Below are 23,779 nucleotides of genomic sequence, written 5' to 3'. Positions count from 1 at the left end.
TTGCATGTCAGCCCTCCCAAGGAGTCCAGTAGTGAAGACGATCGACGCACTTCTCGCCGAAGGGGTCAACGGCAAGCGGGTGTTCGTCCGCGCCGACCTCAACGTGCCGCTCGCCGACGGCACCATCACCGACGACGGCCGCATCCGCGCCGTCCTGCCGACCGTCAAGGCCCTCGCCGACGCGGGTGCCAAGGTCGTCGTGGCCTCCCACCTGGGCCGCCCCAAGGGCGCCCCGGACCCGGCCTTCTCACTGCTGCCCGCCGCCGAGCGGCTCGGTGAACTCCTGGGCGCGCCCGTCGCGTTCGCGCAGGACACCGTCGGTCCCGCCGCGCACGAGGCGGTGGACGGCCTGGAGCCCGGCCAGGTCGCCGTCATCGAGAACCTCCGCTTCAACGCGGGCGAGACCAGCAAGGACGACGCCGATCGCGGCGAGTTCGCCGAGAAGCTCGCCGCCCTCGCGGACGTCTACGTGGGCGACGGCTTCGGCGCCGTGCACCGCAAGCACGCCTCGGTCTTCGACCTGCCGGCCAAGCTGCCGCACTACGCCGGCTACCTCATCGCCACCGAGGTCGGCGTCCTGAAGAAGCTCACCGACGACGTGAAGCGGCCGTACGCGGTGGTCCTCGGCGGCGCCAAGGTCTCCGACAAGCTCGGCGTGATCGACCACCTCCTGGAGAAGGCCGACCGCATCCTCATCGGCGGCGGCATGGCCTACACCTTCCTCAAGGCCCAGGGCCACGAGGTCGGCATCTCACTCCTCCAGGAGGACCAGATCCCGGCGGTCAAGGAGTACATGAAGCGGGCCGAGGCGAAGGGCGTCGAGTTCGTCCTCCCCGTCGACGTGCTGGTCTCCCCGGACTTCCCGGACCTGAAGACCAAGGCCCCGGCCAACCCGACCACGGTCGCGGCGGACGCCATCCCCGCCGACCAGGAGGGTCTCGACATCGGTCCCGAGACCCGTAAGCTCTACGCCTCGAAGCTCGCCGACGCGGCCACCATCTTCTGGAACGGCCCGATGGGCGTCTTCGAGCACCCCGACTACGCCGAGGGCACCAAGGCGGTCGCCCAGGCGCTTCTCGACACCTCGGCCTTCACGGTCGTCGGCGGTGGCGACAGCGCCGCGGCCGTGCGGACCCTGGGCTTCGACGAGAACGCATTCGGCCACATTTCCACCGGTGGTGGCGCCTCCCTCGAATACCTCGAGGGCAAGACGCTCCCCGGCCTCGCGGCACTGGAGAACTGACACCTGATGACTACGCGCACCCCGCTGATGGCGGGCAACTGGAAGATGAACCTCAACCACCTCGAGGCCATCGCCCACGTCCAGAAGCTGGCCTTCGCCCTGGCCGACAAGGACTACGAGGCCTGCGAGGTCGCCGTCCTGCCGCCCTTCACCGACCTGCGCTCCGTGCAGACCCTGGTCGACGGCGACAAGCTCAAGATCAAGTACGGCGCCCAGGACATCTCGGCGCAGGACTCCGGTGCCTACACCGGCGAGATCTCGGGCCCGATGCTGGCCAAGCTGAAGTGCTCCTACGTCGCCGTGGGCCACTCCGAGCGCCGCCAGTACCACAACGAGACCGACCAGATCTGCAACGCCAAGGTGAAGGCCGCCTACAAGCACGGCCTGACCCCGATCCTCTGCGTCGGCGAGGGCCTGGAGATCCGCAAGGCGGGCCAGCAGGTCCAGTACACGCTGAACCAGGTCGACGGCGGCCTCAAGGACATCCCGGCCGAGCAGGCCGAGTCCATCGTGATCGCCTACGAGCCGGTCTGGGCGATCGGCACCGGCGAGGTCGCGACCCCCGAGGACGCGCAGGAGGTCTGCGGCGCGATCCGCGGCCGCCTCGCCGAGCTGTACTCGCAGGAGCTGGCCGACAAGGTGCGCATCCAGTACGGCGGCTCGGTGAAGTCCGGGAACGTCGCCGCGATCATGGCCCAGCCCGACGTCGACGGCGCCCTCGTGGGCGGCGCCGCGCTCGACTCGGACGAGTTCGTCAAGATCGTCCGCTTCCGCGACCAGTGAGTATGCGGTAGCGGCGATACGTCGTACCCTGACGGGGGCCGAAGCCTGCCTTCGGCCCCCGTCGTCGATTCAGATCCGAGGAAGTTGGTCCAGCCGTGGTTATGGGGTTCTCGATCGCCCTGATCGTCTTCAGCGCTCTGATGATGCTTCTGGTGCTGATGCACAAGGGCAAGGGCGGCGGTCTCTCCGACATGTTCGGCGGCGGCATGCAGTCGTCCGTCGGCGGCTCCTCCGTCGCGGAGCGCAACCTCGACCGCATCACGGTCGTGGTCGGTCTGCTGTGGTTCGCGTGCATTGTCGCGCTGGGCCTGCTGATGAAGGCGAACAACTAGCGCCAGGCACTGGTCGCTTGTCCGGTGCGAGCCCGCTTGCGCGGCTTATCATGGGGCTTGCGTCCGGGGGAGGGGTGTAACTCCCGACACTGGACGCGCGTTGGGCCTTACGTAAACTGAGGCGCCCGCAGCAGCACCATCACGCAGGGAGTTACGACCGTGGCAAGTGGCAACGCGATCCGAGGAAGTCGGGTCGGGGCGGGGCCGATGGGCGAGGCCGAGCGCGGTGAGTCCGCCCCGCGACTGCGCATCTCCTTCTGGTGCTCCAACGGGCACGAGACACAGCCGAGCTTCGCCAGCGACGCGCAGGTCCCCGACACGTGGGACTGCCCCCGCTGCGGCTTCCCAGCAGGTCAGGACCGGGACAACCCGCCGGACCCGCCGCGCACCGAGCCGTACAAGACGCACCTGGCGTATGTGCGTGAGCGGCGCAGCGACGCGGACGGCGAGGCGATTCTCGCGGAGGCGCTCGCCAAACTGCGGGGCGAGATCTAGGACTTGGAAACCGGCCGGGCACCGAGAAGGTGTCCGGCCGGTTTCTTATCTCGGTACGGGTACGGACAGACAGCTTCAGATATCTCATACCGCCCTCTGATCCATTAGGTTGGGCTGCACCATCAAGTGGGGCAGCGGGACAAGGTACGTACGCGGGTACGAGAGAAGGCTGAAGTCCGAGATGAACGCAGAAAGCCGCGCCAGGCTCAATCAGACACCCGAGTGGACGGCGCTCGCCGCCCACCGCGAGCAGCTCGGGGAGGTGCGGCTGTGCGACCTGTTCGCCGCGGACCCGGCGCGCGGCACGGCGTACACCCTCCAGGTCGGTGACCTGCACATCGACTACTCCAAGCACCTCGTCACCGCGGAGACGCTGACGCTGCTGCGCGACCTCGCCGCCGCCACCGACGTCTTCGGCCTGCGGGACGCCATGTTCCGCGGTGAGAAGATCAACACCACCGAGGACCGCGCCGTCCTGCACACCGCGCTGCGCGCCCCGCGTGACGCCGTCATCATGGTCGACGGCGAGAACGTGGTACCGGCGGTGCACGCCGTCCTCGACAAGATGAGCGCCTTCTCGGAGAGGATCCGCTCCGGCGAGTGGACCGGACACACCGGCAAGCGCATCAAGAACATCGTCAACATCGGCATCGGCGGCTCCGACCTCGGCCCCGCCATGGCGTACGAGGCGCTGCGCTCCTTCACCGACCGCGACCTCACCGTCCGCTTCGTGTCGAACGTGGACGGCGCCGACCTGCACGAGGCCGTGCGGGACCTGGACGCCGCCGAGACGCTGTTCATCATCGCCTCGAAGACGTTCACCACCATCGAGACGATCACCAACGCCACCTCCGCGCGCGACTGGCTGCTCACCGAGCTGAAGGCGGGTCAGGACGCCGTCGCCCAGCACTTCGTGGCCCTGTCGACGAATGCCGAGAAGGTGTCGGAGTTCGGCATCGACACGGCGAACATGTTCGAGTTCTGGGACTGGGTCGGCGGCCGCTACTCCTACGACTCCGCCATCGGCCTCTCCCTGATGATCGCCATCGGGCCCGACCGCTTCCGCGAGATGCTCGACGGCTTCCACCTCGTCGACAAGCACTTCCGCGCCGCGCCTCCCGAGTCCAACGTCCCGCTGCTGATGGGCCTGTTGGGCGTCTGGTACGGCAACTTCCACGACGCGCAGTCGCACGCCGTGCTGCCGTACTCGCACTACCTCTCCAAGTTCACGGCCTACCTCCAGCAGCTGGACATGGAGTCCAACGGCAAGTACGTCGACCGGGACGGCCGGGAGGTCGACTGGCAGACCGGCCCGGTCGTCTGGGGCACGCCCGGCACCAACGGTCAGCACGCCTACTACCAACTCATTCACCAGGGCACGAAGTTGATCCCGGCGGACTTCATCGGCTTCGCCGAGCCGGTCGCCGATCTGGCCCCCGGCCTGGTCGCCCAGCACGACCTGCTGATGGCCAACTTCTTCGCGCAGACCCAGGCGCTGGCGTTCGGCAAGACGCCCGACGAGGTGCGCGCCGAGGGGGTGGCGGAGGAGCTGGTCCCGCACAAGACGTTCAAGGGCAACCACCCCACGACGACGATCCTCGCCAAGGAACTGACCCCCTCGGTCCTCGGTCAGCTCATCGCGCTCTACGAACACAAGGTGTTCGTCCAGGGTGCCGTGTGGAACATCGACTCCTTCGACCAGTGGGGCGTCGAACTCGGCAAGGTCCTCGCCAAGCGCGTCGAGCCCGCGCTGACCGAGGGCGCCGAGGTGCCCGACCTGGACGGTTCGACCACGGCACTGGTCGCCAAGTACCGCGACCTGCGCGGCCGTTGAGCGACACGCGCTGTTAATCGGATGCGAGTGCCCCGCCCGGCGGGTGACACTGCTTCGGCTCTGTCACCCGTCGGGAGGACCGCCATGGACCAGCTGCTCGCCGCGCTCGCCGACCCCGAGAGACTGCGACTGTACGCGCGCATCGTCCTCGACGACCTGCCGCCGCGCGAGGCCGACTCGCCCGCCGCCCGCAAGCACCTGGGACGGCTCCTGGCCGGCGGGCTCGTGGAGCGGCTGCCCGACGGGTCGCTCCGGGCCGACCCGGCGGTCTTCCGGCGGGGGCCCGGCCCGGTGGACACCCATCCGACCGTGCCGCGCCGCCTCACCGGCTTCTTCGCGCACGGCCGCCTCACGGCCATTCCCGTACGCCCCGTCGTGCGCCACGAACTCCTCGTCCATCTGACGGACACCCTCTTCGACGCCGACCGGGCCTACAGCGAGCGCGAGGTCAACGACGCGTTCCGCACCGTGCACGACGACACCGCGGCGCTGCGCAGGCACTGCGTCACCGACGGCCTCTTGGAGCGCGCGTCGGACGGCAGCAGCTACCGCCGCGTCCACGCCCGCGCGTAGGGGCCCCGCGCCGGACGGTGCGGGGCCCCTGTCGCGTACGGCCTGGTTTCTAGGCGACCGCGGGCCGGTACAGGTCCGCGGGGAGCTGCGAGGCCGCCGCCTCGTCGAGCAGCCACAGCGTGCGCGAGCGGCCGTAGGCGCCGGCCGCGGGGGCCTGCACCTCGCCCGCCCCGGACAGGGCGATGGCCGCGGCCCCCGCCTTGTCCTCGCCCGCCGCGAGCAGCCACACCTCGCGTGCCGCCCGGATCGCCGGGAGCGTGAGCGTGACGCGGGTCGGCGGGGGCTTCGGCGCGCCGTGCACACCGACCACCGTGCGCTCCGTCTCGCGCACCGCGGGCAGCTCGGGGAAGAGCGAGGCGACGTGCGTGTCCGGGCCGACACCGAGCATCAGCACGTCGAACGTCGGCACCGGGCCGTGGTCGTCCGGGCTCGCCGCCGCGGCGAGTTCGGCGGCGTAGGCCTCAGCCGCGGCGTCCACCTCGTAGGGGCCGTCGGAGGGGGGCATCGGGTGCACCCGGGCCGGGTTGAGCGGTACCGCGTCGAGCAGCGCCGCACGAGCCTGGGTGTAGTTGCGCTCCGGGTCGCCGTCCGGCAGGAAGCGCTCGTCCCCCCACCACAGGTCGAGGCGCGACCAGTCGATCGCGTCCTTCGCCGCGGACGAACTCAGCGCTGCCAGAAGGCCGTTGCCGTTGCGGCCGCCGGTGAGGACCACCGACGCGTAGCCGCGGGCGGCCTGCGCGTCGACGATCTTCGTGATCAGGCGGGCCGCCGCGGCCTGCGCCATCAGCTCCTTGTCGCGGTGGACGACGAGCTGCGGAGTCGCGCTCATTTCGCTGCCGCCTTCTTGGCCGGGGCCTTCTTCGCCGGCGCCTTCTTCGGCTCAGCCGCCTTTTTCGGCTCAGCCGCCTCCTTCGACTCGGTCGCCGCCTCCGCGGGCTCGGGCGCGTCCTTCGCGTCCTCGGCGGCCGGGCTTCCGGCGGCCTTCATCGGCTCCGACGAGGGCTCGCCAAGCCGCTCCACGCCGTACTTCAGCGCGGACGCGTAGGTGTCGTCCGGGTCGAGGCGGCGCAGCTCCTCCGCGATCAGCTCGGCCGTCTCGCGGCGCTTGAGGGCCACCGCGCGGTCGGGCTGCCCCTGGATGGAGAGCGTGGCCAGCGAGCCGTCGGCGCGGTCGAGCACGATGGGACCGCAGTCGGTCTCCATGCGTACGCCGGTCAGGCCGGGGCCCGCCGACAGCGAGCGCTTCACCGGGACGTCGAGCCGGTCCGCGAGCCACATGCCGAGCAGTTCGCAGCTGGGGTTGAACTCCTCGCCCTCCACCTGCACCGACGTGACCTTGCACGTGACCTGGTCCAGGGCCGCGGCGAGCATGGAGCGCCACGGGGTGATGCGGGTCCAGGACAGGTCCGTGTCGCCGGGGTGGTAGGCCTCGGCGCGGGCGGTCAGCTCGTGGATCGGCTGCTCGGCCGCGTAGGTGTCCGTGACGCGGCGCTGGGCCAGCGCGCCGAGCGGGTCGTTGGACGGGTCCAGCGGGGCGTTCACCGGCCACCAGACGACCACGGGGGCGTCGGGGAGCAGCAGCGGCAGGACGACCGACTGGGCGTGGTTGATGACCTCGCCGTACAGCCGCAGGACCACCGTCTCGCCGGTGCCCGCCTCGACGCCCACCCGTACCTCGGCGTCCAGGCGCGAGGTCGTGCGGTCACGGGGCGAGCGGGCGGCGCGCTTGATGACCACGAGGGTGCGCGAGGGGTGCTCGCGCGACGCGTCGTTGGCCGCCTTCAGGGAGTCGTAGGCGTTCTCCTCGTCGGTGACGATGACGAGGGTGAGGACCATGCCGACGGCCGGGGTGCCGATCGCGCGGCGGCCCTGCACCAGCGCCTTGTTGATCTTGCTGGACGTGGTGTCCGTAAGGTCGATCTTCATGGCCGACGCCAGCTCCGTCCGTCTCGTGCGAGCATCTCGTCCGCCTCGGTCGGGCCCCAGGTGCCGGCCGGGTACTGCGCGGGCTTGCCGTGCTTGTCCCAGTACTCCTCGATCGGGTCGAGGATGTTCCAGGACAGCTCGACCTCCTCCGTGCGCGGGAAGAGGTTGGCGTCGCCGAGCAGGACGTCGAGGATCAGACGCTCGTACGCCTCCGGGCTGGACTCGGTGAAGGACTCGCCGTACGCGAAGTCCATCGAGACGTCCCGGATCTCCATGGAGGTGCCGGGCACCTTGGAGCCGAACCGGACCGTGATGCCCTCGTCGGGCTGGACGCGGATGACGATCGCGTTCTGCCCCAGCTCCTCGGTGGCGGTGTGGTCGAAGGGCGAGTGGGGGGCGCGCTGGAAGACCACCGCGATCTCCGTCACCCGTCGGCCGAGACGCTTGCCGGTGCGCAGGTAGAAGGGGACGCCCGCCCAGCGGCGGTTGTCCACCCCCAGCTTGATGGCGGCGTAGGTGTCGGTCTTCGACTTGGGGTCGATGCCCTCTTCCTGGAGGTAGCCGACGGCCTTCTCGCCGCCCTGCCACCCCGCGGAGTACTGGCCGCGGACCGTGCTCCTGCCGAGGTCCTTCGGCAGCCGGACGGCGCCCAGCACCTTCGCCTTCTCGGCGACCAGCGCGTCCGCGTCGAAGGAGGCGGGCTCCTCCATGGCGGTGAGGGCCATCAGCTGGAGCAGGTGGTTCTGGATGACGTCGCGGGCGGCGCCGATGCCGTCGTAGTAGCCGGCGCGGCCGCCGATGCCGATGTCCTCGGCCATCGTGATCTGCACGTGGTCGACGTACGACCGGTTCCAGATCGGCTCGAACATCTGGTTGGCGAAGCGGAGCGCCAGGATGTTCTGGACGGTCTCCTTGCCGAGGTAGTGGTCGATCCGGAACACCTGGTCCGGGGCGAACACCTCGTGCACGATCGCGTTCAGTTCCTGGGCGGAGGCCAGGTTGTGCCCGAACGGCTTCTCGATGACCGCGCGGCGCCAGGAGCCCTCGGGGGCGTCCGCCAGCTCGTGCTTCTTGAGCTGCTGGACGACCTGCGGGAAGAACTTGGGGGGCACCGAGAGGTAGAAGGCGAAGTTGCCGCCCGTGCCCTGCGCCTTGTCCAGCTCCTGGATGGTGGCCTTGAGCTGCTCGAACGCGGCGTCGTCGTCGAAGTTGCCCTGGACGAAGCGCATCCCCTGGATGAGCTGCTGCCAGACCTCCTCGCGGAACGGCGTGCGCGAGTGCTGCTTGACCGCGTCATGCACGACCTGGGCGAAGTCCTCGTCCTCCCAGTCGCGACGGGCGAAACCAATAAGGGAAAAGCCCGGCGGCAACAGACCTCGGTTCGCGAGGTCGTACACGGCGGGCATCAGCTTTTTACGGGACAAATCGCCCGTGACGCCAAAAATGACCAGGCCCGACGGCCCCGCGATACGCGGGAGCCGTCGGTCTGCGGCGTCACGCAGCGGATTGCTGCTTGACAAAGTGGTCAGCCCTTCGAAGGAGCGAGGCGCTTCAGCTCGGCCTCGGTCGACTTGAGCAGGTCGTTCCAGGAGGCCTCGAACTTCTCGACGCCCTCGTCTTCCAGGAGCTGCACGACCTCGTCGTACGAGATGCCGAGCTTCTCCACCGCGGCGATCTCGGCACGGGCCTCGTCGTAGGTGCCCGCGATGGTGTTGCCGGTGATCGAACCGTGGTCGCCGGCGGCTTCCAGGGTCGCTTCCGGCATCGTGTTCACCGTGTTGGGCGCGACCAGCTCGTCTACGTACAGGGTGTCCTTGTACGCCGGGTCCTTGACACCGGTCGAGGCCCACAGCGGGCGCTGCTTGTTGGCCTGCGCCTTGTCCAGGGCCGCCCAGCGGTCGGACGAGAAGACCTCCTCGTACGCCTCGTACGCCAGACGGGCGTTGGCGAGCGCGGCCTTGCCCTTGAGGGACTTGGCCTCGTCCGTGCCGATGCCGTCCAGGCGCTTGTCGATCTCGGTGTCCACGCGGGACACGAAGAAGGACGCCACCGAGTGGATCTTGGAGAGGTCCAGGCCGCGCTCCTTGGCCTTCTCCAGACCCGCCACGTACGCGTCCATGACCAGGCGGTAGCGCTCCAGCGAGAAGATCAGCGTCACGTTGACGCTGATGCCGAGGCCGATGACCTCGGTGATCGCCGGGAGGCCCGCCTCGGTGGCCGGGATCTTGATGAGCGTGTTCGGGCGGTCGACCAGCCACGCGAGCTGCTTGGCCTCGGCGACCGTGGCCTTGGTGTTGTGCGCCAGGCGCGGGTCGACCTCGATCGACACGCGGCCGTCCTGGCCGCCGGTCGCGTCGAAGACCGGGCGCAGGATGTCGGCGGCGTCACGGACGTCCGCCGTCGTGATCATGCGGATGGCCTCTTCGACCGTGACCTCGCGGGCGGCGAGGTCGGAGAGCTGCTGGTCGTAACCGTCGCCCTGCGAGATGGCCTTCTGGAAGATCGACGGGTTGGTCGTGACGCCCACGACGTGCTGCTGGTCGATCAGTTCGGCGAGGTTGCCGGACGTGATCCGCTTGCGCGACAGGTCGTCCAGCCAGATCGCGACGCCTTCTTCGGAGAGGCGCTTGAGTGCGTCTGTCATGGAATTACATCTCCTACTTGGTCGTGTACGAGCGTCAGCGCTGGGCTGCGGCGATCGATTCCCGGGCGGCCTGGGCGACCGCGTCGGCGGTGAACCCGAACTCGCGGAACAGCACCTTGGCGTCCGCCGAGGCACCGAAGTGCTCCAGCGAGACGATGCGTCCGGCGTCGCCCACGAAACGGTGCCAGGTCAGGCCGATGCCCGCCTCGACCGCCACGCGCGCCTTCACGGACGGCGGCAGCACGCTGTCGCGGTACCCCTGGTCCTGCTCCTCGAACCACTCGACCGACGGCATCGAGACGACCCGCGTCGCGACGCCGGCGGCCTGGAGCTGCTCGCGCGCCTCGACGGCGAGCTGCACCTCGGAGCCGGTGCCGATGAGGATGACCTCCGGAGCGCCGCCCTCGGCCTCGAACAGGACGTAACCGCCCTTGGCGGCGTCCTCGTTGCGCTCGTAGGTCGGAACGCCCTGGCGGGTCAGCGCGAGGCCGTGCGGGGCGCCCTTGCCGAACTCCTTGGTGTAGCGCTTGAGGATCTCGCGCCAGGCGATGGCGGTCTCGTTCGCGTCGGCCGGGCGGACGACGTTCAGGCCCGGGATGGCGCGCAGCGAGGCCAGGTGCTCGACCGGCTGGTGCGTCGGGCCGTCCTCGCCGAGGCCGACCGAGTCGTGCGTCCACACGTACGTCACCGGGAGGTGCATCAGCGCGGACAGGCGTACGGCGTTGCGCATGTAGTCGGAGAACACCAGGAAGGTGCCGCCGTAGATGCGGGTGTTGCCGTGCAGCGCGATGCCGTTCATCTCCGCGGCCATGGAGTGCTCGCGGATGCCGAAGTGGATCGTGCGGCCGTACGGGTCGGCCTCCGGGAGCGGGTTGCCCGCGGGGAGGAACGACGACGTCTTGTCGATCGTCGTGTTGTTCGACCCCGCGAGGTCGGCGGAGCCGCCCCACAGCTCGGGGATGACCGCGCCGAGCGCCTGGAGGACCTTGCCGGACGCGGCGCGCGTGGCGACGCCCTTGCCCGTCTCGAAGACCGGGAGCTGCTCCTCCCAGCCCTTGGGCAGCTCGCCCGCGGCGATGCGGTCGAAGGTGGCGGCGCGCTCGCCGTCGGCGGTGCGCCAGGCGGCGAAGCCCTTCTCCCACTCGGCCTTGGCCTCGCGGCCGCGGTCGAGGGCCTTGCGGGTGTGCGCGATGACCTCGTCGGAGACCTCGAAGGTCTGCTCGGGGTCGAAGCCGAGGACGCGCTTGGTGGCGGCCACCTCTTCGTCGCCGAGCGCCGAGCCGTGGGCGGCCTCGGTGTTCTGCGCGTTCGGGGCGGGCCAGGCGATGATCGAGCGCATCGCGATGAAGGACGGCTTGTCCGTGACGGCCTTGGCCTGCTGGATCGCGTCGAAGAGCGCCTGCGGGTCGAGGTCGCCGTCCTCCTTGGGCTCCACGCGCTGCACGTGCCAGCCGTAGGCCTCGTACCGCTTCATGGTGTCCTCGGAGATCGCGGTCTCCGTGTCGCCCTCGATCGAGATGTGGTTGTCGTCCCACAGCAGGATCAGATTGCCGAGCTTCTGGTGCCCGGCCAGCGACGAGGCCTCGCCGGAGATGCCCTCCTGGAGGCAGCCGTCACCGGCGATGGCGTAGATGAAGTGGTCGAACGGCGACTCGCCGGCCGGGGCCTTGGGGTCGAACAGGCCGCGCTCGTAGCGGGCGGCCATCGCCATGCCCACGGCGTTGGCGACACCCTGGCCCAGCGGGCCCGTCGTCGTCTCCACGCCCGTCGTGTGCCCGTACTCCGGGTGGCCCGGCGTCTTCGAGCCCCAGGTGCGGAAGGCCTTCAGATCATCCAGCTCCAGACCGAAACCGGCCAGGTAGAGCTGGATGTAGAGAGTCAGGGACGAGTGGCCCGCGGAGAGGACGAAACGGTCACGACCGGTCCAGTCCGCGTCCGCCGGGTCATGGCGCATCACCTTCTGGAAAAGGGTGTACGCGGCAGGCGCGAGGCTCATGGCCGTACCGGGATGGCCGTTGCCGACCTTCTGTACGGAATCCATGGCCAGGACGCGAGCGGTATCAACGGCCCGCTGGTCCAGTTCGGTCCACTCGAGGTCTGTGGTGGTCGGCTTGGTGCTCACCCTGAGTCAGGGCTCCTCTCCACATGTCGAATGCCGGCGATGTGAATCCCACCGGCCGTTGTCGAGCCTACCGCTGCCGGAACGTGCATTTTTTCGAGTCATTCCAGACTGCCGGGACAAGCCGGGATACGCCTCCTGAAAGGAATGCGCGGCGATTCGCCATGTGAATAAGGAACCGCTCATTTGTCCGCTCAAAGGTCGTTCGGCGTCGCTCATGTGTCCGCCCCCGGTCCGCCCGAAGAACGGCCCGCACCGCGCGCGTGGCGGCCCGACCGATGGGCGGTACCCCTCTTACCGGTGCTCAACACGACCCCACCCCCGCGAAGGGCGAAGTATGGGCAACGTCTACAGTGGCGTGGTACGCGCGAGCCTTTACCGGATCTTCATGTCCGACGGTGCTGGTCGGCTCGCTGGGATGTCTCTGTCAGGGGTGTGCGTGACGGCCGTTGAATCCCGTCCAGCGGGGGTTTCCGGGACGGACCTTAGCCCGAGCCATCGGCCGTTCGGGGCCCGTGTCAAGGCGTTCGTGGCGCTGACGAAGCCGCGGATCATCGAACTCCTCCTCATCACCACCGTTCCGGTGATGTTCCTCGCCGAGCAGGGCGTGCCGGACCTGTGGCTGGTCCTCGTGACCTGCGTGGGCGGCTACCTCTCCGCGGGCGGCGCCAACGCGCTCAACATGTACATCGACCGCGACATCGACGCCCTGATGGACCGGACGTCGCAGCGGCCGCTGGTCACCGGCATGGTGAGCCCGCGCGAATGCCTCGTGTTCGGCATCACCCTCGGGATCGTCTCCACGCTGCTCTTCGGCCTCGCCGTCAACTGGCTCTCCGCCTGGCTCTCGCTCGGCGCGCTGCTCTTCTACGTGGTCGTCTACACGATGATCCTGAAGCGGCGCACCTCGCAGAACATCGTCTGGGGCGGCATCGCGGGCTGCCTGCCGGTCCTCATCGGCTGGTCCTCGGTGACCAACTCCCTGTCGTGGGCGCCGGTCATCCTCTTCCTCGTCATGTTCTTCTGGACGCCGCCGCACTACTGGCCGCTCTCCATGAAGGTCAAGGAGGACTACGCGCGCGTGGGCGTGCCGATGCTGCCGGTCATCGCCTCCAACAAGGTGGTCGCCCGGCAGATCGTCCTCTACAGCTGGGTCATGGTCGCCGTCTCCCTGCTGCTCCAGCCGCTCGGCTACACCGGCTGGTTCTACACCGCGGTGGCGCTGGTGACCGGTGGCTGGTGGCTGTGGGAGGCGCACGGCCTCCAGAACCGCGCCAAGGCGGAGGCGACGGGCGGCAAGCTCAAGGAGATGCGGCTCTTCCACTGGTCCATCACCTATGTCTCGCTGCTCTTCGTCGCCGTGGCGGTGGACCCCTTCCTCCGCTAAGCGTTTCGCGGGCGATGTGCGTGGGGGACGCCACTTCGAAGGGCTGTCGACCCGATGGGCTACCCGTCGGTAGCATCCTGGGCATGGCAGAGACTCAGCAGGTGGACGACAGCAAGAAGGCCGCTCGCTCGGAGCGGAAGGCGGCTCGGCTCGCCAAGGAGATCGGCGCCTTCGCGCGGGAGCACGGCGGGGCCGAGGGGCAGATCGCGTACATCGGCCAGAAGGGTGCCCGCATCGTCCTCGTCGGTGAGGACGGCGGCTGGGGCGACCTGGTCGCGCCCGATCACGCCGTCGCCGTAAGCGCCGTCGAGAAGGCCGGGATCACCGTCCACGAGGACTTCGACGGCGACTTCGCCGCGAAGGTGCGCACCGGTCCCTACGAGTGGACGCGCATGGCCGGCATCCAGCTCGGCGGCCCGAAGAACCCCTGAGCCGCCCATGTCTCTCGGGCACGTGTTCGATCGGCGAGAGTGGCCGAAAGCAACACCTGACACCCGGGTCACCCGTTAGGACCGTAGGAGCAAGGTCCATTCAGCGGGAGCCCGCATGATCGAAACGCCGTCCCTGGTGGACCAGTACTGCCATGGCGTCCTCCGTACGGAGTTGGGCCTCGGCACCTTCGAGGCCCATCTCGGCCGGGGCGAGGGACCGCCCGCCCCCGGCACCACCTTCTTCGACACCCAGACCGGCTTCGCGGTGCGCCGCTGGTGCCCGCCCCTGCTCGGCGTCGAGCCGCACTGCCCGCCGGCCCGCTATCTGGCCCGCCGCCGCGAGCTGGGCGTCCTGGAGTCGGGGCGGCGCCTGCTGAGGGGCAGCGGCATCACCACGTATCTCGTCGACACGGGGCTGCCCGGGGACCTGACGGGACCCGACGAGATGGCGTCCACCGGCGACGCCGAGGCCCGCGAGATCGTCCGCCTCGAACTCCTCGCCGAGCAGGTCGCGGACACCTCGGGCACCGCCGACTCCTTCCTCGCCAACCTCGCCGAGTCCGTGCACGCCGCGGCCGCGGGAGCCGTCGCCTTCACCTCGGTCGCGGGGGTGCGCCATCCGCTCGCCCTCGCGGGACGGCCACCGGGCCCCGGCGAGGTGCGGGGCGCGGTGGGGCGCTGGCTCGCGGGGCGGCAGGTGGGCGGGGCGCTCGCCGACCCCGTGCTGCTGCGGCATCTGCTGTGGATCGCGGTGGCCTCGGGCCGGCCGCTGCAACTGCACGCCGGAGCGGGGGACCCGCAGACCTACTTCGGGGACTTCGCGCGGGCCACCGCGGGCCTCGGCACCGACCTGGTGCTGCTGCACGGCTACCCCTACCACCGCAGCGCGGCCCACCTCGCGGCCGTCTTCCCGCACGTGTACGCCGACCTCGGCCCCGCGCTCGTACGCACCGGGGCGCGGGCGGCGGCGGTGCTCGCGGAGATCCTCGAACTCGCGCCCTTCGGCAAGCTGCTCTTCTCCAGCGGCGCGCACGGGCTGCCCGAACTGCACGTCGTGGGGGCGCACCTGTTCCGGGAGGCCCTCGGACGCGTGCTCGGCACGTGGGTCGCGGACGGGGCCTGGTCGCTCACCGACGCGCAGCGCGTGGCGGGCCTGATCGCGGCGGGCAACGCCCGCCGCGTGTACGGGCTGTCAGACGGCGGAGAGCTGTGAGTCGTCCGCCTGCGCGGGCAGCTCGGTCGCGGGGTGCGGCCGCTCCCGCAGCGACAGCAGGACGCGCAGCACCGCGATCCACACCAGGCACGAGCCGAACATGTGCAGGCCGACCAGGATCTCCGGCAGGTCCGTGAAGTACTGGACGTAGCCGATGGCGCCCTGCGCGAGCAGGATCAGGAACAGGTCGCGGGTGCGGGCCAGCGGGCCGCGCGGCGCGTCGACCGCCTTGAGGACGAACCACAGGGCGAACGCCAGCGTCACCACGATCCAGGCGAGCACCGCGTGCAGCTTGGTGACGCCCTCCCAGTCCAGGCCGACCGGGTCGAGGTTCATCCGCGGCACGTCACTGGAGTCGCCCGCGTGCGGCCCGGCGCCGGTCACGACCGTGCCGACCGCGATCAGCAGCCCCGAGGCGGCCACCAGGAACCAGACGAGCTGCGCCACGGCCTTGCCGACCAGCGGGCGCGGCTCGGCGTCGCCCTCGCGCGAGCGCTGCCACATGACGGCGGCGACCGCGATCAGGGCGGAGGAGAGCAGGAAGTGCGCGGCGACCGTGTACGGGTTCAGGCCGACGAGTACGACGATGCCGCCGAGCACGGCGTTGCCCATGACCAGCCAGAACTGGGCCCAGCCGAGCCGGGTGAGGCTGCGCCGCATCGGCTTCTGCGAGCGGGCCGCGATGATCGCCCAGCCGACGGCCGCGCACAGCACGTACGTCAGCATGCGGTTGCCGAACTCGACGACGCCGTGGAAGCCCATCTCGCTGGTCGCGGTGAGGGAGTCCTCCGTGCACTTGGGCCAGGTCGGGCAGCCGAGGCCCGAGCCGGTCAGCCGCACGGCGCCGCCCGTCACCACGATCACGACGGTCATGGCCAGGGAGATGAAGGCCGCCCGCTGGACGGTCCGCTGGGTGGGGGTCCACCGCTCGGCGATGAAGGCGAGCGGGTTCCGCGCGGCTTGAGCGACGTCGGCTCGGGTCACGTTTGGCACGGGCCCCATCGTAGGGGGCCGCTTGTGCACGGCTTCACGAGGGGGACGTATCCGGCGTTCCGGCGGGGCGGCGCCGCTACTCCCAGCGGAAGAACCGCGCCGCCGCGCCGAGCCCGAGGACCGCCCACACGGCGAGGATCCCGAGGTCCGCCCACGGCATGCCCGCACCGTGCTGGAGCACCTCGCGCAGCCCGTCCGAGAGCGCCGAGATGGGCAGCAGGCCGAGGACCGACTGGGCCGCGTCGGGGAACTTGTCGAGCGGCACGATCACCCCGCCGCCCATGAGCAGCAGCAGGAAGACGAGGTTCGCGGCGGCCAGCGTCGCCTCGGCCTTCAGGGTGCCCGCCATCAGCAGGCCGAGCCCGGAGAAGGCGGCCGTGCCGAGCACCAGGAGCAGGAGCACGGAGACGGGGCTGCCGTGCGGTGACCAGCCGAGGGCGAAGGCGATGGCCGTGAGCAGCGCGATCTGGAGGACCTCGGTGACCAGCACGGAGAGGGTCTTCGCGGCCATCAGGCCCCAGCGGGGGAGCGGCGAGGCGCCGAGCCGCTTGAGCACGCCGTAGCGACGCTCGAAGCCGGTCGCGATGGCCTGGCCGGTGAAGGCCGTCGACATCACCGCGAGCGCCAGGACGCCGGGCGCGAGGAAGTCCACGGCCTTGCCGTCGCCCGTGTCCACGATGTCGACCGCGCTGAACAGCACGAGCAGCAGGGTGGGGATCACCACCGTGAGGAGCAGCTGCTCGCCGTTGCGCAGCAGCATCCTGGTCTCCAGCGCGGCCTGCGCGGCGATCATGCGGGGGAGCGGGGCGGCGCCCGGCTTCGGCGTGTACGTACCGGCGGCGCTCATCCGCGCAGCTCCTTACCCGTGAGCTCCAGGAAGACGTCTTCCAGAGTGTGGCGTTCGACCGAGATCCGGTCCGGCATCACCCCGTGCTGGGCACACCAGGAGGTGACGGTGGCGAGCAGCTGCGGGTCGACCGTGCCGCTGACGCGGTAGGCGCCGGGGGTCAGTTCCGCCGCCGCCGAGTCCGGCGGCAGCGCCTTCAGGAGCGAGCCGACGTCGAGCCCCGGGCGGCCGGTGAAGCGCAGGGTGTTCTCGGCGCCGCCGCGGCACAGCGCGTCCGGGCTGCCCTGGGCGATGACCTTGCCCGCGTCGATGATCGCGACGTCGTCGGCGAGCTGCTCGGCCTCGTCCATGTGGTGCGTGGTGAGGATGACGGCCACCCCGTCGCGGCGCAGATCGCGTACGAGGTCCCAGGTCGCCCGGCGTGCCTGCGGGTCGAGGCCCGCGGTCGGCTCGTCCAGGAAGACCAGGTCGGGCCTGCCGACCACGGCCATCGCGAGCGCGAGCCGCTGCTGCTGGCCGCCGGACAGCCGCCGGTAGGTGGTGCGCCCGCAGCCGCCGAGGCCCAGCCGCTCGATGAGGTCGTCCACGTCCAGCGGGTCCGCGTGCAGCTTGGCGACGTGGCGCAGCATCTCGTCCGCGCGGGCGCCGGAGTACACGCCGCCGGACTGGAGCATCACGCCGACGCGGGGCCGCAGCGCGTCGCCCTGGCGGACCGGGTCGAGGCCGAGGACGCGGACGGTGCCGGAGTCCGGCTTCCGGTAGCCCTCGCAGGTCTCGATCGTGGTGGTCTTGCCGGCGCCGTTGGGGCCGAGGACGGCGGTGATGCCCGCCCCGGCCGTCAGGTCGAGACCGTCGACCGCGGTCTTGTTTCCGTACCGCTTGACCAGACTCTCGATCTGGACGACGGGCTCGTTTCGCATGGTGAGCCAGTCTAGGGACGGGCCGGAGGTGCCGGGTGGGCGGGGCGCGGTGAGCGGCCCCCGCGCGGGGTCGCGGTGGGGCCCGCGGCCAGGCCCGCGGTCCGGTTCATGACCAGGGCGAAGGCCGGTCGGAGTGATCGTTTTCGCAGGTCAGCTTAGGTTTGCCTAAGTGATGCAGCGCACCACGCGGTGATCAAGGCGTGGGTTGTCAGGGTCTGAGGAATTACGCAACAATGGCGTTGTGAAAAACGTTGGCGAGGCTCCGCAGGAGGAACTCGCGACCGGAGAGCGTTCGACGCGCAACCGGGTCGCGCGCTCCATCCTGGACCACGGCCCCTCCACGGTCGCCGACCTCGCCGCGCGCCTCGGCCTGACCCAGGCCGCCGTGCGCCGGCACCTCGACGCCCTCGCCCAGGAGAACGTCGTAGAGCCCCGTGAGCAGCGGATCTACGGCGCGCGTACGCGCGGCCGCCCCGCCAAGGTCTTCGCGCTCACCGACTGCGGCCGGGACGCCTTCGACCAGTCGTACGACAAGCTCGCCGCCGACGCCCTGCGCTGGATCAGCGAGCGGCACGGCGAGGGAGCGGTGGTCGAATTCGCCCGCGACCGGATGGCCGCCCAAGCCGCGGCCTACCGCAAGACGATCGACGCGGCGCCCCCCGAGCAGCGCACCGAGGCTCTCGCGAAGGCGTTGACCGCCGACGGGTACGCTGCTACGGCGCGTAGCGCTCCGGTGGGCGAGCAGCTGTGCCAGCACCACTGCCCGGTCGCCCACGTCGCCGAGCAGTACCCACAACTGTGCGAGGCGGAGACGGAGATCTTCTCCGCCCTCCTCGGGACGCATGTCCAGCGGCTCGCCACCATCGCCCACGGCGACGGCGTCTGCACGACATTCATTCCCCGTAACGCCCCACAGTCTTCACAGACCACTGATCACGCATCCGCAAGCACGGCCGGGAGGAACCCCGCATGACGCTCCCCACGGAGACTGCCCACCCCGAACTCGAGGGTCTGGGCACGTACGAATACGGCTGGGCCGACTCCGACGCGGCCGGTGCCGCTGCCAAGCGCGGTCTGAGCGAGGACGTCGTCAAGGACATCTCGGCGAAGAAGTCCGAGCCGGAATGGATGACGAAGCTCCGCCTCAAGGGCCTGCGCCTCTTCGACAAGAAGCCCATGCCCAACTGGGGCTCGGACCTGTCGGGCATCGACTTCGACAACATCAAGTACTTCGTGCGCTCCACGGAGAAGCAGGCGGAGTCCTGGGAGGACCTGCCCGAGGACATCAAGAACACGTACGACAAGCTCGGCATCCCCGAGGCGGAGAAGCAGCGCCTCGTCGCCGGTGTCGCGGCCCAGTACGAGTCCGAGGTCGTCTACCACCAGATCCGCGAGGACCTGGAGGAGCAGGGCGTCATCTTCCTCGACACCGACACGGCGCTGAAGGAGCACCCGGAGCTCTTCAAGGAGTACTTCGGGACCGTCATCCCCGTCGGTGACAACAAGTTCGCGTCGCTGAACACCGCCGTATGGTCCGGCGGCTCGTTCATCTACGTCCCCAAGGGCGTGCACGTCGAGATCCCGCTCCAGGCCTACTTCCGCATCAACACGGAGAACATGGGCCAGTTCGAGCGGACGCTGATCATCGTCGACGAGGACGCCTACGTCCACTACGTCGAGGGCTGCACCGCGCCGATCTACAAGTCGGACTCGCTGCACTCCGCCGTCGTCGAGATCATCGTGAAGAAGGGCGGCCGCTGCCGCTACACGACGATCCAGAACTGGTCGAACAACGTCTACAACCTGGTCACCAAGCGCGCCGTGGCGTACGAGGGCGCGACCATGGAGTGGATCGACGGCAACATCGGCTCCAAGGTGACGATGAAGTACCCCGCCGTCTACCTCATGGGCGAGCACGCCAAGGGCGAGACGCTGTCCATCGCCTTCGCGGGCGAGGGCCAGCACCAGGACGCCGGCTCCAAGATGGTCCACATGGCGCCGAACACCTCCTCCAACATCGTCTCCAAGTCGGTGGCGCGCGGCGGCGGTCGCACGTCGTACCGCGGCCTCGTCGAGATCGGTGAGGGCGCCGCCGGATCGAAGTCGAACGTGCTCTGCGACGCGCTGCTCGTCGACACGATCTCGCGCTCGGACACCTACCCCTACGTCGACGTCCGCGAGGACGACGTGTCGATGGGTCACGAGGCGACCGTCTCCAAGGTCTCCGACGACCAGCTCTTCTACCTGATGAGCCGTGGCATGACGGAGTTCGAGGCCATGGCGATGATCGTCCGCGGCTTCGTCGAGCCGATCGCCAAGGAGCTGCCGATGGAGTACGCCCTGGAGCTGAACCGGCTGATCGAGCTGCAGATGGAGGGTTCGGTCGGTTAAGACCGGCAACCGTCCCCGCAGCGACTGACTTCTTTACGCAGAGAGAGAGCACGACGACAGCCATGGCTGAGGCTCAGAACTCCCCCAAGCCCTCGACTTCGCTCGGCCAGGGGGGACCCCCACCGCTCGGGTCGACGACCGCCGGATCCATCGCGGTGGCCGCCGAGTCCACCGTCGCCACCCGCATGAGCGCGCCCCCGTCCTACGACGTGGCGGACTTCCCGGTCCCCCACGGCCGTGAGGAGGAGTGGCGGTTCACGCCGCTGGAGCGGCTGCGCGGGCTGCACGACGGCAGCGCGGTGGCCGCGGGCGGTATCCGTGTCGAGGTGAGCGCCCCCGAGGGCGTCACCCAGGAGACCGTCGGTCGGGACGACGCGCGCGTCGGCAAGGCGGGCAAGCCCGTCGACCGCATCGCCGCGCAGGCCTACTCGTCCTTCGAGAAGGCCTCGGTCATCACCGTCCCCAAGGAGACGGTCCTGACCGAGCCGATCCGGATCGCCGTGCATGGCGAGGGCGGCACCGCCTTCGCCCACCAGGTGATCGAGCTGGGCGCGTTCGCCGAGGCCCTGGTCGTCATCGACCACACCGGTGACGCCGTGCTCGCCGCCAACGTCGACCTCGTCGTCGGCGACGGCGCCAAGCTCACCGTCGTCTCCGTCCAGGACTGGGACGACAAGGCGGTGCACGTCGCCCAGCACAACGCGCTGATCGGCCGCGACGCCTCCTTCAAGTCCGTCGTCGTCACCTTCGGCGGCGACCTGGTCCGCCTGCACCCGCGCGTCACCTACGCGGGTCCCGGCGGCGAGGCCGAGCTGTTCGGCCTGTACGTCACCGACGCGGGCCAGCACCAGGAGCACCGCCTCCTGGTCGACCACAACACCCCGCACTGCAAGTCGAACGTCGTCTACAAGGGCGCGCTCCAGGGCGACGACGCCCACGCGGTGTGGATCGGCGACGTCCTCATCGAGGCCGCCGCCGAGGGCACCGACACGTACGAGATGAACCGCAACCTCGTGCTGACCGACGGCGCCCGCGTGGACTCGGTCCCGAACCTGGAGATCGAGACCGGCGAGATCGTCGGCGCCGGCCACGCCTCCGCGACCGGCCGCTTCGACGACGAGCAGCTCTTCTACCTCCAGTCGCGCGGTATCCCGCAGGACGAGGCGCGCCGCCTGGTCGTCCGCGGCTTCTTCGCCGAGCTGGTCCAGCAGATCGGTCTGCCGGACGTCGAGGAGCGCCTCCTCGCCAAGATCGAAGAGGAGCTGGAGGCGACGGTCGCATGACCTTCGACCGTGCTCGATTCATTCGGGCCTGTGGCCTGAGCGAGCTGGAGGAGGACACCCCCAAGCGGGTGGAACTCGACGGCACGCCGGTCTCGGTCGTCCACACCGAGGGCGAGGTGTACGCGATCCACGACATCTGCTCGCACGCGAACGTCTCCCTCTCCGAGGGCGAGGTGGAGGACTGCCAGATCGAGTGCTGGCTGCACGGCTCCGCGTTCGACCTCCGTACCGGCAAGCCGTCCGGTCTTCCCGCGACGCGCCCCGTCCCCGTATACCCCGTAAAGATCGAAGGGGATGACGTGCTCGTCTCCCTTTCCCAGGAGTCCTGAGGCACCCATGGCAACGCTTGAAATCAAGGACCTGCACGTCACCGTCGAGGCCGACAACTCCACCAAGGAGATCCTCAAGGGCGTCGATCTGACCGTGAAGCAGGGCGAGACCCACGCCATCATGGGCCCGAACGGCTCCGGCAAGTCGACGCTCGCCTACTCCATCGCGGGTCACCCCAAGTACACGATCACGCAGGGCACCGTGACCCTCGACGGCGAGGACGTCCTGGAGATGTCCGTCGACGAGCGTGCCCGCGCCGGCATGTTCCTCGCCATGCAGTACCCGGTCGAGGTCCCCGGCGTCTCGGTCTCCAACTTCCTGCGTACGTCGGCGACGGCGATCCGCGGCGAGGCCCCCAAGCTGCGCACCTGGGTGAAGGAGGTCAAGTCCGCGATGGAGCAGCTCCAGATGGACCCGGCCTTCGCCGAGCGCAACGTGAACGAGGGCTTCTCCGGCGGTGAGAAGAAGCGCCACGAGATCCTCCAGATGGAGCTCCTCAAGCCGAAGATCGCGATCCTCGACGAGACGGACTCCGGTCTGGACGTCGACGCCCTGCGCCAGGTCTCGGACGGCGTCAACCGCGTCCGCGAGACCGGCGAGGTCGGCACCCTGCTGATCACGCACTACACGCGCATCCTGCGCTACATCAAGCCCGACTTCGTGCACGTCTTCGCGAACGGCCGCATCGCCGAGTCCGGCGGCGCCGAGCTCGCCGACAAGCTGGAGGCAGAGGGCTACGAGGCTTACACGAAGGGTGGCGCATCCGCGTGACACAGCTGCCGGGCCTCCTCGACACCGAGGCGATCCGCAAGGACTTCCCGATCCTGGACCGCACGATCCACGACGGCAAGAAGCTCGTGTACCTGGACAACGCGGCGACGTCCCAGACGCCGCGCCAGGTCCTCGACGTACTGAACGAGTACTACGAGCAGCACAACGCCAACGTCCACCGCGGCGTGCACGTCCTCGCCGAGGAGGCCACGGCGCTGTACGAGGGCGCCCGTGACAAGGTCGCGGCGTTCATCAACGCGCCCAGCCGCGACGAGGTGATCTTCACCAAGAACGCCTCGGAGTCGCTGAACCTCGTCGCCAACATGCTCGGCTGGGCCGACGAGCCCTACCGCGTGGACCACGAGACCGAGATAGTCATCACGGAGATGGAGCACCACTCCAACATCGTGCCGTGGCAGCTGCTCTCGCAGCGCACGGGCGCGAAGCTGAAGTGGTTCGGCCTCACCGACGACGGCCGCCTCGACCTCTCCAACATCGACGAGGTCATCACCGAGAAGACGAAGATCGTCTCCTTCGTGCTGGTGTCGAACATCCTGGGCACGTTCAACCCGGTCGAGGCCATCGTGCGCCGCGCCCAGGAGGTCGGCGCGCTCGTCCTGATCGACGCCTCGCAGGCCGCCCCGCACATGCCGCTGGACGTGCAGGCGCTCCAGGCGGACTTCGTGGCCTTCACCGGCCACAAGATGTGCGGCCCGACGGGCATCGGCGTGCTGTGGGGACGGCAGGAGCTCCTGGAGGACCTCCCGCCCTTCCTCGGCGGCGGCGAGATGATCGAGACGGTGTCGATGCACTCCTCGACGTACGCCCCGGCGCCGCACAAGTTCGAGGCGGGCACGCCGCCGGTCTCCCAGGCCGTGGGGCTCGGCGCGGCCGTGGACTATCTGTCGGCCATCGGCATGGACAAGATCGCCGCCCATGAGCACGCGATCACCGAGTACGCGGTGAAGCGCCTCGGTGAGGTCACCGACCTGCGGATCATCGGCCCGGCGACGGCCGAGGACCGCGGCGCGGCGATCTCCTTCACGCTCGGCGACATCCACCCGCACGACGTGGGCCAGGTCCTCGACGAGCAGGGCATCGCGGTCCGCGTGGGCCACCACTGCGCGCGGCCCGTCTGCCTGCGGTACGGAATTCCTGCGACCACGCGAGCGTCGTTCTATCTGTACTCCACGCCCGGCGAGATCGACGCGCTCGTCGACGGCCTGGAGCACGTACGGAACTTCTTCGGCTGAGGGGCTGGCTG

Annotated in this window: 23 protein-coding genes; 15 read left to right on the top strand and 8 right to left on the bottom strand. The window is 69.7% G+C overall.

Going from position 1 to position 23,779, the window contains the following annotated elements:
- The first annotated feature begins 31 nt into the window (after positions 1-31).
- The 6 genes from CP975_RS08215 (at position 32) to CP975_RS36570 (ending at position 5,260) form a co-directional block, all read left to right on the top strand.
- Complete coding sequence (locus CP975_RS08215; RefSeq protein ID WP_055527047.1) at positions 32-1,243, top strand: phosphoglycerate kinase; 1,212 nt, start codon at positions 32-34, stop codon at positions 1,241-1,243.
- A gap of 6 nt (positions 1,244-1,249) precedes the next feature.
- Positions 1,250-2,026, top strand: coding sequence for a triose-phosphate isomerase (gene tpiA, locus CP975_RS08210; RefSeq protein ID WP_030784157.1), 777 nt, complete (start codon positions 1,250-1,252; stop codon positions 2,024-2,026).
- Positions 2,027-2,127: 101 nt separating this feature from the next.
- A complete protein-coding gene (secG, locus tag CP975_RS08205) occupies positions 2,128-2,358 on the top strand; it encodes a preprotein translocase subunit SecG (RefSeq protein ID WP_030784160.1) in 231 nt (76 codons plus the stop codon).
- 159 nt (positions 2,359-2,517) lie between these two features.
- Positions 2,518-2,853, top strand: a complete 336-nt coding sequence (locus tag CP975_RS08200; RefSeq protein WP_003957010.1) for an RNA polymerase-binding protein RbpA — start codon at positions 2,518-2,520, stop codon at positions 2,851-2,853.
- A gap of 181 nt (positions 2,854-3,034) precedes the next feature.
- Entirely contained in the window at positions 3,035-4,687 is a 1,653-nt protein-coding gene (gene pgi, locus CP975_RS08195) for a glucose-6-phosphate isomerase (RefSeq protein WP_055527049.1), read from the top strand.
- An 84-nt stretch (positions 4,688-4,771) separates the two neighbouring features.
- Positions 4,772-5,260, top strand: coding sequence for a DUF2087 domain-containing protein (locus CP975_RS36570; RefSeq protein WP_078594185.1), 489 nt, complete (start codon positions 4,772-4,774; stop codon positions 5,258-5,260).
- Between the two features lie 49 nt (positions 5,261-5,309).
- Here CP975_RS36570 and pgl read toward each other — a convergent pair whose 3' ends face one another.
- The 5 genes from pgl to tkt are packed head-to-tail and all read right to left on the bottom strand — an operon-like array spanning position 5,310 to position 11,952.
- Positions 5,310-6,089 carry a 6-phosphogluconolactonase gene (gene pgl / locus CP975_RS08185; protein ID WP_055527050.1) on the bottom strand — a complete coding sequence of 260 codons (780 nt, stop codon included), beginning with the start codon at positions 6,087-6,089 and terminating at the stop codon, positions 5,310-5,312.
- A complete protein-coding gene (gene opcA, locus CP975_RS08180) occupies positions 6,086-7,186 on the bottom strand; it encodes a glucose-6-phosphate dehydrogenase assembly protein OpcA (RefSeq protein WP_055527052.1) in 1,101 nt (366 codons plus the stop codon). Before opcA ends, pgl begins: the two co-directional genes overlap by 4 nt.
- Positions 7,183-8,706: a glucose-6-phosphate dehydrogenase gene (zwf, locus tag CP975_RS08175; protein ID WP_150476708.1), complete on the bottom strand. Its 1,524-nt coding sequence runs from the start codon at positions 8,704-8,706 to the stop codon at positions 7,183-7,185. Before zwf ends, opcA begins: the two co-directional genes overlap by 4 nt.
- A 5-nt stretch (positions 8,707-8,711) precedes the next feature.
- Positions 8,712-9,830: a transaldolase gene (tal, locus tag CP975_RS08170; protein WP_030784176.1), complete on the bottom strand. Its 1,119-nt coding sequence runs from the start codon at positions 9,828-9,830 to the stop codon at positions 8,712-8,714.
- A 34-nt stretch (positions 9,831-9,864) separates the two neighbouring features.
- Entirely contained in the window at positions 9,865-11,952 is a 2,088-nt protein-coding gene (gene tkt / locus CP975_RS08165; protein ID WP_055527053.1) for a transketolase, read from the bottom strand.
- A 430-nt stretch (positions 11,953-12,382) separates the two neighbouring features.
- Here tkt and CP975_RS08160 point away from each other — a divergent pair, with 430 nt between their 5' ends.
- The 3 genes from CP975_RS08160 (at position 12,383) to CP975_RS08150 (ending at position 14,980) form a co-directional block, all read left to right on the top strand.
- Entirely contained in the window at positions 12,383-13,336 is a 954-nt protein-coding gene (locus CP975_RS08160) for a heme o synthase (protein ID WP_150477815.1), read from the top strand.
- An 83-nt stretch (positions 13,337-13,419) separates the two neighbouring features.
- Complete coding sequence (locus CP975_RS08155; RefSeq protein ID WP_055527056.1) at positions 13,420-13,767, top strand: hypothetical protein; 348 nt, start codon at positions 13,420-13,422, stop codon at positions 13,765-13,767.
- A gap of 115 nt (positions 13,768-13,882) precedes the next feature.
- A complete protein-coding gene (locus CP975_RS08150; protein ID WP_150476707.1) occupies positions 13,883-14,980 on the top strand; it encodes an amidohydrolase family protein in 1,098 nt (365 codons plus the stop codon).
- On the opposite strand, the gene CP975_RS08145 is transcribed toward CP975_RS08150, so the two are convergent.
- From CP975_RS08145 to CP975_RS08135, 3 genes are all read right to left on the bottom strand, one after another.
- Positions 14,960-15,982: a COX15/CtaA family protein gene (locus CP975_RS08145; protein WP_150476706.1), complete on the bottom strand. Its 1,023-nt coding sequence runs from the start codon at positions 15,980-15,982 to the stop codon at positions 14,960-14,962. The two genes, CP975_RS08150 and CP975_RS08145, sit on opposite strands and share 21 nt — an antisense overlap.
- A gap of 67 nt (positions 15,983-16,049) precedes the next feature.
- Positions 16,050-16,820, bottom strand: a complete 771-nt coding sequence (locus CP975_RS08140; RefSeq protein WP_055535981.1) for an ABC transporter permease — start codon at positions 16,818-16,820, stop codon at positions 16,050-16,052.
- Positions 16,817-17,740, bottom strand: a complete 924-nt coding sequence (locus CP975_RS08135) for an ABC transporter ATP-binding protein (protein WP_055535982.1) — start codon at positions 17,738-17,740, stop codon at positions 16,817-16,819. Before CP975_RS08135 ends, CP975_RS08140 begins: the two co-directional genes overlap by 4 nt.
- 241 nt (positions 17,741-17,981) lie before the next feature.
- On the opposite strand from CP975_RS08135, the gene CP975_RS08130 reads away from it, so the two are divergent.
- The 6 genes from CP975_RS08130 to CP975_RS08105 all read left to right on the top strand — a co-directional run bounded on the left by CP975_RS08130 (position 17,982) and on the right by CP975_RS08105 (position 23,768).
- Positions 17,982-18,713, top strand: coding sequence for a helix-turn-helix transcriptional regulator (locus tag CP975_RS08130; protein WP_055535983.1), 732 nt, complete (start codon positions 17,982-17,984; stop codon positions 18,711-18,713).
- Complete coding sequence (gene sufB / locus CP975_RS08125) at positions 18,710-20,131, top strand: Fe-S cluster assembly protein SufB (RefSeq protein ID WP_030784204.1); 1,422 nt, start codon at positions 18,710-18,712, stop codon at positions 20,129-20,131. The genes CP975_RS08130 and sufB overlap by 4 nt, the downstream gene beginning before the upstream one ends.
- Before the next feature lie 62 nt (positions 20,132-20,193).
- Positions 20,194-21,414, top strand: a complete 1,221-nt coding sequence (gene sufD, locus CP975_RS08120) for a Fe-S cluster assembly protein SufD (RefSeq protein ID WP_055535984.1) — start codon at positions 20,194-20,196, stop codon at positions 21,412-21,414.
- Positions 21,411-21,743, top strand: a complete 333-nt coding sequence (locus tag CP975_RS08115) for a bifunctional 3-phenylpropionate/cinnamic acid dioxygenase ferredoxin subunit (RefSeq protein WP_055535985.1) — start codon at positions 21,411-21,413, stop codon at positions 21,741-21,743. The genes sufD and CP975_RS08115 overlap by 4 nt, the downstream gene beginning before the upstream one ends.
- A 7-nt stretch (positions 21,744-21,750) precedes the next feature.
- A complete protein-coding gene (gene sufC, locus CP975_RS08110; RefSeq protein ID WP_030784213.1) occupies positions 21,751-22,515 on the top strand; it encodes a Fe-S cluster assembly ATPase SufC in 765 nt (254 codons plus the stop codon).
- A complete protein-coding gene (locus tag CP975_RS08105) occupies positions 22,512-23,768 on the top strand; it encodes a cysteine desulfurase (RefSeq protein WP_055535986.1) in 1,257 nt (418 codons plus the stop codon). The genes sufC and CP975_RS08105 overlap by 4 nt, the downstream gene beginning before the upstream one ends.
- Positions 23,769-23,779: the final 11 nt, after the last annotated feature.

It is taken from the genome of Streptomyces alboniger (genome assembly GCF_008704395.1).
GTDB lineage: Bacteria > Actinomycetota > Actinomycetes > Streptomycetales > Streptomycetaceae > Streptomyces > Streptomyces alboniger.
Note: the sequence above shows the minus strand (reverse complement) of the source record. Positions and strands in the feature narration are given on the sequence as shown.

What these genes read in the sequence shown, in the direction of transcription:
- secG (WP_030784160.1), top strand. Translation starts at nt 2,128, where the DNA reads ATGGGGTTCTCGATCGCCCTGATCGTCTTCAGCGCTCTGATGATGCTT.
- tpiA (WP_030784157.1), top strand. Translation starts at nt 1,250, where the DNA reads ATGACTACGCGCACCCCGCTGATGGCGGGCAACTGGAAGATGAACCTC.
- sufD (WP_055535984.1), top strand. Translation starts at nt 20,194, where the DNA reads ATGGCTGAGGCTCAGAACTCCCCCAAGCCCTCGACTTCGCTCGGCCAG.
- CP975_RS08150 (WP_150476707.1), top strand. Translation starts at nt 13,883, where the DNA reads ATGATCGAAACGCCGTCCCTGGTGGACCAGTACTGCCATGGCGTCCTC.
- CP975_RS08155 (WP_055527056.1), top strand. Translation starts at nt 13,420, where the DNA reads ATGGCAGAGACTCAGCAGGTGGACGACAGCAAGAAGGCCGCTCGCTCG.
- pgi (WP_055527049.1), top strand. Translation starts at nt 3,035, where the DNA reads ATGAACGCAGAAAGCCGCGCCAGGCTCAATCAGACACCCGAGTGGACG.
- CP975_RS08135 (WP_055535982.1), bottom strand. Translation starts at nt 17,740, where the DNA reads ATGCGAAACGAGCCCGTCGTCCAGATCGAGAGTCTGGTCAAGCGGTAC.
- sufB (WP_030784204.1), top strand. Translation starts at nt 18,710, where the DNA reads ATGACGCTCCCCACGGAGACTGCCCACCCCGAACTCGAGGGTCTGGGC.
- CP975_RS08115 (WP_055535985.1), top strand. Translation starts at nt 21,411, where the DNA reads ATGACCTTCGACCGTGCTCGATTCATTCGGGCCTGTGGCCTGAGCGAG.
- tal (WP_030784176.1), bottom strand. Translation starts at nt 9,830, where the DNA reads ATGACAGACGCACTCAAGCGCCTCTCCGAAGAAGGCGTCGCGATCTGG.
- sufC (WP_030784213.1), top strand. Translation starts at nt 21,751, where the DNA reads ATGGCAACGCTTGAAATCAAGGACCTGCACGTCACCGTCGAGGCCGAC.
- CP975_RS08140 (WP_055535981.1), bottom strand. Translation starts at nt 16,820, where the DNA reads ATGAGCGCCGCCGGTACGTACACGCCGAAGCCGGGCGCCGCCCCGCTC.
- opcA (WP_055527052.1), bottom strand. Translation starts at nt 7,186, where the DNA reads ATGAAGATCGACCTTACGGACACCACGTCCAGCAAGATCAACAAGGCG.
- CP975_RS08145 (WP_150476706.1), bottom strand. Translation starts at nt 15,982, where the DNA reads ATGGGGCCCGTGCCAAACGTGACCCGAGCCGACGTCGCTCAAGCCGCG.
- pgl (WP_055527050.1), bottom strand. Translation starts at nt 6,089, where the DNA reads ATGAGCGCGACTCCGCAGCTCGTCGTCCACCGCGACAAGGAGCTGATG.
- CP975_RS36570 (WP_078594185.1), top strand. Translation starts at nt 4,772, where the DNA reads ATGGACCAGCTGCTCGCCGCGCTCGCCGACCCCGAGAGACTGCGACTG.